We start from the raw sequence: 7,599 nt of genomic DNA, 5'->3' as shown, positions 1-7,599 counted from the left end.
GGACGCCCTGACCGAGGCCGTGCGCGTATGGCCGGACGACCCGCCCCGCGACCCCAAGGCCTGGCTGGTCACCGTGGCCTGGCGCAAGTTCCTCGACGCCGCCCGCGCCGACGCCTCCCGGCGGCACCGCGAGACCCGCGTCGACAGCGAGCCCCCGCCGGCCCCCGGGGAGGCGGTGGACGACACGCTCCAGCTGTACTTCCTGTGCGCGCACCCGTCCCTGACGCCGGCCTCGGCCGTCGCGCTCACGCTGCGCGCGGTCGGTGGGCTGACCACGCGCCAGATCGCGCAGGCGTACCTGGTGCCGGAGGCGACCATGGCCCAGCGGATCAGCCGGGCCAAGCGCACCGTCTCCGGCGTGCGGTTCAACCAGCCCGGCGACGTCGCCACCGTGCTGCGCGTGCTGTACCTGGTCTTCAACGAGGGCTACTCCGGTGACGTCGACCTCGCCGCCGAGGCGATCCGGCTCACCCGGCTGCTCGCGGCGAAGATCAGGCACGAGGAGGTCGCGGGCCTGCTCGCGCTCATGCTGCTGCACCACGCCCGGCGACCGGCACGCACCGCTCCCGACGGGAGCCTCGTGCCCCTCGCCGAGCAGGACCGCGGCCTGTGGGACACCCGTCTGATCGCCGAGGGCGTCGACGTGCTCCAGGCGGCCCTCGCCCGCGACCGGCTGGGCGAGTTCCAGGCCCAGGCCGCCATCGCCGCGCTGCACGCCGACGCCCCGACGGCCGGGGAGACCGACTGGCCGCAGATCGTCGAGTGGTACGACGAGCTGGTGCGCCTCACCGGCAGCCCGGTGGCCCGCCTCAACCGGGCCGTCGCCGTCGGCGAGGCCGACGGCCCGCGGGCCGGTCTGGCCGCCCTGGCCGAGCTCGACCCGGACCTGCCTCGCCACGCCGCCGTCGCGGCCTACCTGCACGAACGCGCCGGCGACCCGGCCACCGCGGCCCGGCTCTACGCCGAGGCCGCCCGATCGGCCCCCACCCTCCCCGAACGCGACCACCTCACCCGCCAGGCGGTCCGGCTGGGCGGGGCGTGAAGGTTCGGGGCTGACGTCGTCCGGCTGCGCGGGGCGTGAAGGTCCGGGCCTGACGTCGTCCGGCTTCGGGCGGCCGGATCATCAGCCTCCGGTGACGACGAGCACCAGCCCCGACGCGACCAGCCCCATCTCGACCACCACCACGAATGCGCCGCTGGGCAGCCGGTCGACGATCTTCTTGCCCGCCCAGGCCCCGGCCGCGCTCGCCGGCGCCAGCGCCAGCCCGGTGGCGACGCCGGACGTGGTCAGCACGGCGGCCGCGCCGAAGACGACCAGCTTGGTCAGGTGCATCACCACCGCCGCCGCGGCCTCCGTGCCGATGTAGGCGCCCCGCAGCAGGCCACGGGCCAGGAAGAACGGCGCGACCATCGGCCCCATGGAGCCGACCAGCGCCGAGCCGAACCCGGACACGGCTCCGACGGCCGCGAACGCCGCGTCGTCCAGCCGGACGCCATGCGGCCGCCTGCGTCGCCAGGCCACCATGACCAGCAGGAACACCCCGATGACCCGGGTCAGCGTGGCCAGCGGGGCGGCGGCGAACACCAGCGCGCCGGCCGCGGCGGCGGGAACCGCCCCGGCCGCGAAGACGCCCACCAGACGGCGGTCGACCTCGTCCCGGTTGAACCACACCCGGCTGCCGTTGCCGGCGAGCTGCGCGACGGTCAGCACCGCGACGGCGTCCCGGGTGCCCAGGACCGCGACGAACACCGGCAGCAGCAGCACCCCGCCGCCGAACCCGGCCACCGCCGACAGCGTCGCCGTGGCGAACGTCGCCACCACCATGACGACCACGACCAGGACGGTGTTCACGCTCTTCACCTCTCCCCAGGGATGCGCGGCCTGTCATTCTCCGGGAGCGGAGCAGCAGGAGCAGCCGGGGGCACGTCCGTCCGCCTGCTCCTCAAGGCCGGCCGGGACGGCGCAGCAGGCGTCGCCGTGCCAGGCTTCGCGGCCTTCCTTGACCGCGACCGCCGCGATCACCAGCGCGGCGACCGGGTCCGCCCAGGACCAGCCGAACAGGCTGTTGAGCGCCAGTCCCACCAGCAGCACGCCGGACAGGTAGGTGCACAGCAGGGTCTGCTTGGAGTCGGCCACCGCGGAGGCGGAGCCGAGCTCGCGTCCGGCGCGGCGCTGCGCATGGGACAGGAACGGCATGACCACCAGCGACGACGCGGCCAGGATCAGGCCGGGCGTCGAATGCTCGGCCTCGCCCACCCCCAGCAGCGTACGGACGGCGTCGAGGGTGACGTAGGCGGCCAGCGCGAAGAAGGAGATCGCGATGACGCGCAGCGCCGTCCTCTCCCGCCTTTCATGGTCGGCCGCGGAGAACTGCCAGGCCACCGCGGCGGCCGAGGCGACCTCTACCACCGAGTCCAGCCCGAACCCGACCAGCGCGGCGGAGGAGGCGAGGGTGCCGGCGGTGATGGCCACCACCGCCTCGATCACGTTGTAGGTGATGGTGGCCGCGACCAGCAGGCGGATGCGGCGCCGCAGGGCCGTCCGGCGCGCCGGGGTGGTGAGGTGCGCGGCGGTCACGACACCGGCTCCTGCGTGACCTCCACGGGGCCGGGACGCAGCGTCACGGCGTGGCCGGCGGCGGCCAGCAGTTGTTCGGCGGAGGCGAGCAGGTCCATCAGCTCGGGCCGGGTCAGGGAGTAGAACGACTGGCGGCCCTCGGCGCGATAGTCGATCAGGCCGCAGTCGCGCAGACAGGCCAGATGCTTGGACACCGTGGACTGGGCCAGGCCGAGCTGGGTGGTCAGGTCGACCACGCGGGCCTCGCCGCGGGCCAGGCGCTGGACGATGCGCAGCCGGGTCTCGTCGGCCAGGGAGTGGAACAGCGCGGCCGCGGGGGAGATGCCGGCGGCGATGTCCGCACTGACACAACGGCCACCTTCAGAATCAATCGCCATGTGGCGATGTTAGCCCTGATTTGGCATCTATGGCGAGGGTGGTGGTGTTCGCCTGGAGGTCGGTCTCTCGCCTTCCGGTGTCTGTCTGGACGTGTTCGTCGGACTTCTGCCGGGTCTTTCGGGGCGGGGTGGGATCTGGGAGGCTCGCTTTCGTGAGTGCACCAGGGGCGCGGGGCCGCCCCGCCGCCGACGAGCGCGAGACCGTCGTGATCCTTCGAGTGCTCGGGACGACCGGCGTCGCGGCGGGGCTGGCCTCGGCTGCGTTCATGTTGCTGCGGTGGTCGAGCCCGCCGCTGCCCTGGCTGGCGTTCCTGCTCGTCGTCGCGCTGGTCGGGGTCGGCCTGCGGGTCGAGGCGGCGATCCTGGCGCGTTCCGCTCGCTGACCCGGCGCTTCTGCCAACCGGCTTGTGTCCCGGCCGGTCGGCCGGGACGTTCGGGCGGGACGTTCGGCGGGCTCGCGCGGGTCAGCGTTCGCAGACGACGCCGTCGCCGTCGCGGTCCTGGTACCAGGCGTACTCGGGGTCGATGCCGCGGCGGTACGGGCCGTAGCCGGCGGCGTTCGCCTCGGCGCAGGTGCGGAAGCGCGGGTCCGTGCCGGCGGGCGGGGGCGGCGTGGGGGTCGGAGTCGGGGACGGGGTCGGCGTGGAGGTGGACGTGTCGCACCTGCCGGACCAGATCCGCAACTTCTCCGCCTTGGCCTTCGCCTGCTCCGCGCGGAAGAGGCTCTTGTACCCGTCGTCCGGCTTGAACGGGACGGCCTTGCCGTAGCCGTAGCGGATCAGGTTGCGGTTGACGTGCACGCCCTTGGCGTTCCACACGTGCGAGGGCGGGACGCCCGGCGTCCTGGCGGTGAGCAGGTGGGCCGTCGTCCCGGGTGGCAGGAGTGCCGCCGTACGGGCGGTGGCAGCCCTGGACCAGCACCGCCCGCGCTCGGGGGTGTCCACGCCGAGCAGCTGCACGCGGATCTTCGTGGTGCCGCGCACGACGTCGACGGTGTCGCCGTCCACGATCTTGACGACCCGGGCCGCGACCGTGCCCCTGGGGACGGCGGCCGCGTCGGCCGGCGTGCTCAGGGCGAGGGTGAGGGGCAGTAGAGCGGCCGTGGCGGTGACGATCCTGGCCGTGCTCGCGTTCGTAGGCATGGCGTGACTCCAGGGACGGATGGTCCGGACGTGAGGAGACGCGCCGACGGAGACAGGGGTGTACCGCCGGAAGGGCACGGTTATGTCACTCCTGGTCGAGGTACGGCGACGCTGCGCTTAGGGTTTGACTGATCGCCGGCCCCCTCGGGGTGGCCGACGTCCAAGGTCAGAGGCTTGTGCGGCCCTCTCCGGCCTGCCCCGCGCGGACGGTTGCGCGTGCGGGGCCGGGCTGGTCGTCAGGGACGGTCCGGCGCCGGAGCCGCGATATGCTCGTACTGGTGTTCGATAAGCTGCCTGCCTCTGGGGGAGTGCCGTGGTTGTCACCAAGGAAGCCGGATGGGTGGGCTTGAGCTGGGATGACTGGTCCGATCTGAGCGAGATCCGTGCCCGCCTCGACTCCGGCGCCGATCCGCATGCCGACCTGTGGCACGAGGGGCCGCCCCTCCACCTCGCGGCTGAGTACGGCTCGCCCGAGGTGGTCGCCGAGCTGGCCCGCCGGGTCGGCGACGTCGATGCCGCGTACGAAGGGCACAGCGCCCTCTGGCGGGCCGTGTTCGCCCACCAGAGGGACAACGCGCTCGCCCTGGTCGCCGCCGGGGCCGATCCGTGGCGGCCGATGACGGGCGGCTGGTCGCCCGGGCGGCTCAGCCTGGCCGGTCCCAACCCGGGCCTGTTCTTCCCCTTCCCTCGCGACAAGCCCACGCTTTCGGAGGCGGAGAACGCCGCCGTCGTGGAGGCCGAGCGGCTGATCGAGGCCCTGGGCGACTTCGAGTACGACGGGCTGGGGCTGGTGTGCGTCGCGGGCGTCACCGCGGCGGAGGCCGCGCGGCGGCTCGGGGCGACGGTGGCCGAGGGAGCCGGGATCGACGGGGTCCTCGACGAGCCGTACCCGGGCGAGCGGAACGGCCTGGTGGGAGCCACCGACGTGCCGGGCGGATGCGTGATCAGCCGGCGCCGGGGTTCCGAGGTGACCAGCGCCGACGTCATCAACCGCCTCTCGGCCGGGACCGTCTGTTACGCGATGTACGCCGATCCGAAGGGCGGCAACCAGGGCTACAGCTCGCGGGACGGTGTCGTCGAGGAGTGGGACGCGTATCCGGGCGGCGGCTGGGTGTCGCCGGACAGCTCGGCGGACGAGGTGCTGAACGCCTTCCTCTACCAGGGGGAGGGGGTGGCGTACTGCTGCGCGTACACGGGGCTGCGGCTCACCGACGCCCGGCCCGTCCTGGGGCCGCCCGACATCTGGCTGCACCTCCCGCCTCGCGGCTGACGCCGGTCGGCCGGTAGGTGCTGCTCCGGAGTCAGGGCATGGCGGCCGAGGCCGCGCCCAGCACGGCTCCGTGTGCGCCCAGGGTCGAGAGCCGGACGGGGACGGAGTCCAGGCCGCGGGGCGCGTACCGGCGGATCGTCTCGAACAGGGGGACGGTCAGGAGCTCGCCGAGGCCGGTGACGCCGCCGCCCAGGACGATCACGTCCGGGTCCAGGAGGGTGGCGGCGGAGGCGATCGAACGGCCGAGGATGACGGCGGCCTCGCGGATCACCTCGCGGGCCAAGGGGTCGGCGGTTTCCGGCCCAGCCTGCTGTCCGGTGGCCCCTAGGGGGTTCCGCGGGTCGGGGGTGTCGGCCGGGTGTCGTAGGGCGGGGGGCTCGGTGTTGTGCCGGGCTGGGGGGAAGGAATTGAGGGCGGGGGCGGTGCCGCCGCGGGCGTGGTAGGCCGACAGGATCGCCGGGCCTGACGCGTACGCCTCCAGGTGGCCCGTCGCGCCGCAGGGGCACGGGCGGTCGGCGTCGGCGTTCGGGGGCAGGACGACCGGGGTGTGGCCGAGGGAGCCCGCCATGCCGTTGCGGCCACGCAGGAGTTCGCCGTCCCGCACGAGTGCGCCGCCGACGCCGGTGCCGATCGTGAGGACCAGGGCCAGGCGGCTGTCCCGGGCCGCGCCGTACCGGGCCTCGCCGAGCGCCCAGGCGTGGACGTCGTTGAGCACGGTGACGGGCAGGCCGAGCCGTTGGGTGAAGGCGGTCGCCAGGTCGGTGCCCCGCCAGCCTGGCAGGGCGTCGGTGGCGTGCGTGACCACGCCGTTGCCGTCGATCGTCCCGGCGCTGCCGACTCCGGAGGCGATGACGTCCATTCCGGCGGCGCGTGCCTGCGTGAGGCGGTCTTCGGCCAGCTCCAGCGCGGCGGCCAGCACCGCTGCGGCGCCACCTTCGGCGGGTGTGGGGACGCGGGCGGGGAGGCGGATCTCCGTCTCGCCCCCGGTGGCCGAGGCCGGGATCAGGGCGGCGGCGGTCTTGGTGCCGCCGATGTCGATGCCGAGCACGGCGGGGATGGAGTTCGTGCGGCGTCGCACGGTGGGGGTGCTGGTGGCGGGGCGTCGCACGGTCGGGGCGCTGTTCAGCTGGGTGTGTATCGCCGGGGTGCTGTCTGGGAGGGGTCTCGCGGCGCTGTTCGGGCGGGGACGTTCGGCTGGGGTGCTGTCTGTGGGGAGCTGTGCGGTGCTGTTCGGGTGGGGGTGTTCGGTTGGACGGACTTGCGTGGTGCTGTTCGGCGAGGCGGTGCGGGTGGCGGCTGGGCGGCGTTGTGAGGGGGGCATGGGGGCGCCGGTGTGGTGAGGGTGGGCGTGGGGTGGGGTGGGGGTCACCGGCTCGCCCTGGGGGTGGCCGCGGTGAGGTGGCGGGTGAGGGCGAGGGGGTCGGTGATGGCGGCGCCGATCACGACCGACCAGGCGCCGCGGGCGAACGCCTCCGCCACGTGGGCGTCGGTGCGGAGCCGGCCCTCGGCGACCGTACGGACCCCGAGGGCGGCGAGTTCTCCGACCAGGTCGAGGTCGGGCTCATGGGGGAGCCCCGGCCGTGGAGCGGCCCCGGTCCCAGGGCGGGAGGCGGAGTCAGCGGCGGCGGCCCTCAGAGGCACGGCGGGATCAGTGGTGGTGGAACTCCAGGTGACGGCGGGGTCGCCCGCGAGGGCGAGGGCACTGTCGAGGGCGGAGGGGGCGCCCGCGAGGGCGTGGGCGCCGTGGAGGGTGGGGTCGGCGGGCGGGGCGGGGACGGTGTAGGGGGTGTAGCCGGCGAGGGTGGTGGAGATCAGGGCTGCGCCTCGGTTCCAGGCCAGCAGTCCCTCTTCCGCTGTCGAGACGTCGGCCATGACGGGCACGCCCAGCTCCTTCCATACCCGTTCGACCAGGGACGGCAGATCGCCCGCCTCCGGTTCGGCCTCAGCCGTGACCTCCAGGGCCACCATGTCGGCGCCGGCTCGCACCAGGGATTCGCACAGGGCGAAGGTGGGAGTGATCAGGGGGCGGGCGTGGGGGCGGGGGACCTTGGCCAGGCCGATCAGGGGCAGGCCGGTGACGGCCTTGACCGCGCGGACGTCCTCGGGGCCGTTCACGCGCAGTCCGGCCGCGCCGCCGAGTTCGGCGCAGCGGGCGAGGAGCGCGATGGTGCGCGGGTCGCGCAGGGGGTGGCCCTCGGGGGCCTGGCAGCTCACGACCAGGCCGCCTTCGAT

9 protein-coding genes are annotated in these 7,599 nt (G+C 74.4%); 3 read left to right on the top strand and 6 right to left on the bottom strand.

Translation table 11 applies throughout. The features are described 5' to 3' along the window. Positions 1 to 1,042 (top strand): RNA polymerase sigma factor (locus ACWCSD_RS43300; protein ID WP_449923921.1); only part of this gene is annotated, 1,042 nt, incomplete at its 5' end. Positions 1,043 to 1,123: 81 nt separating this feature from the next. Here the strand turns inward: ACWCSD_RS43300 and ACWCSD_RS43295 are convergent. The 3 genes from ACWCSD_RS43295 to ACWCSD_RS43285 are packed head-to-tail and all read right to left on the bottom strand — an operon-like array spanning position 1,124 to position 2,955. Then, a complete protein-coding gene (locus tag ACWCSD_RS43295; protein WP_449923918.1) occupies positions 1,124 to 1,852 on the bottom strand; it encodes a TSUP family transporter in 729 nt (242 codons plus the stop codon). 33 nt (positions 1,853 to 1,885) lie between these two features. Further along, a complete protein-coding gene (locus ACWCSD_RS43290) occupies positions 1,886 to 2,578 on the bottom strand; it encodes a cation transporter (protein ID WP_449923915.1) in 693 nt (230 codons plus the stop codon). Then, the gene (locus tag ACWCSD_RS43285) at positions 2,575 to 2,955 is read right to left on the bottom strand and encodes an ArsR/SmtB family transcription factor (protein WP_397163353.1); all 381 of its coding nucleotides are present in this window, start codon (positions 2,953 to 2,955) and stop codon (positions 2,575 to 2,577) included. The genes ACWCSD_RS43290 and ACWCSD_RS43285 overlap by 4 nt, the downstream gene beginning before the upstream one ends. A gap of 152 nt (positions 2,956 to 3,107) precedes the next feature. Here ACWCSD_RS43285 and ACWCSD_RS43280 point away from each other — a divergent pair, with 152 nt between their 5' ends. Continuing rightward, positions 3,108 to 3,338 (top strand): hypothetical protein, encoded by a 231-nt coding sequence (locus ACWCSD_RS43280; protein ID WP_449923911.1) that lies wholly within the window; start codon positions 3,108 to 3,110, stop codon positions 3,336 to 3,338. Positions 3,339 to 3,419: 81 nt separating this feature from the next. Here ACWCSD_RS43280 and ACWCSD_RS43275 read toward each other — a convergent pair whose 3' ends face one another. Continuing rightward, positions 3,420 to 4,097, bottom strand: coding sequence for a thermonuclease family protein (locus tag ACWCSD_RS43275; RefSeq protein ID WP_449923908.1), 678 nt, complete (start codon positions 4,095 to 4,097; stop codon positions 3,420 to 3,422). A gap of 313 nt (positions 4,098 to 4,410) precedes the next feature. Here ACWCSD_RS43275 and ACWCSD_RS43270 point away from each other — a divergent pair, with 313 nt between their 5' ends. Next, positions 4,411 to 5,367 carry an ankyrin repeat domain-containing protein gene (locus ACWCSD_RS43270; RefSeq protein ID WP_449923905.1) on the top strand — a complete coding sequence of 319 codons (957 nt, stop codon included), beginning with the start codon at positions 4,411 to 4,413 and terminating at the stop codon, positions 5,365 to 5,367. Positions 5,368 to 5,398: 31 nt separating this feature from the next. On the opposite strand, the gene ACWCSD_RS43265 is transcribed toward ACWCSD_RS43270, so the two are convergent. Further along, positions 5,399 to 6,445 (bottom strand): ROK family protein, encoded by a 1,047-nt coding sequence (locus tag ACWCSD_RS43265; RefSeq protein WP_449923902.1) that lies wholly within the window; start codon positions 6,443 to 6,445, stop codon positions 5,399 to 5,401. 287 nt (positions 6,446 to 6,732) lie between these two features. Beyond that, positions 6,733 to 7,599: N-acetylmannosamine-6-phosphate 2-epimerase (locus ACWCSD_RS43260; RefSeq protein WP_449923899.1), on the bottom strand; the 867-nt coding region annotated here is incomplete at its 5' end.

Source organism: Nonomuraea sp. NPDC001684, assembly GCF_053596515.1.
The sequence above is the reverse complement of the archived record's forward strand: the minus strand, read 5'-3'. Positions and strand labels throughout refer to the sequence as shown.